The sequence below is a fragment of the Rhizobium sp. 18055 genome (genome assembly GCF_902706285.1).
Classification (GTDB): Bacteria; Pseudomonadota; Alphaproteobacteria; order Rhizobiales; family Rhizobiaceae; genus Rhizobium.
This window is the reverse complement of the sequence record NZ_CACSKD010000342.1, coordinates 1-425: the sequence shown is the minus strand read 5'-3', so window position 1 is coordinate 425 and position 425 is coordinate 1. Positions and strand designations below refer to the sequence as shown.

Here is a 425-nt window from a genome sequence, read left to right as displayed (position 1 = left end):
TCGTGGCCCCCACCCGGAAGCGTTCCGGCGCCGGCAGCTCGCGCCCCGGCCCGGCGGGCCGCGTGAACACGTAGCCGCCGTTGTCCTCGCCCAGCGTGGCGGTGGTGCCGTCCTCCAGGATCGCGTTCCACTCGGTCCACGTGCCCGTGTCGGCCTTGTATTGCAGCCGCCCGATCAGCGTAAACGGCTGCTCGCGCCCGTCCAGCACCGCGCGGCCGCTCGCCATGAGCTGCAGCGGGCTGTGGTCGTCGAACACCTCGGCCATCTTGCCCACGCGCGACAGCACCTCCCCGCTGCGCACCACGGTGCTCTGGCAGTAGGGACAGACGGCATGCGTGGACTGCGCGCTGCGGAATTCGACCGGCGCGCCGCAGCCTGGGCAGGGCGCGCGGTAGTGGCGCTGGGTGGAGGGTTCGGCCATGGAG

The 425-nt window shown here is 72.7% G+C and carries 1 protein-coding gene; it reads right to left on the bottom strand.

Translation table 11 applies throughout. The annotated features are described in order from the left end of the window. Window positions 1–425 (bottom strand): DUF4178 domain-containing protein (locus GVL52_RS32285; protein WP_200848030.1); only part of this gene is annotated, 425 nt, incomplete at both ends.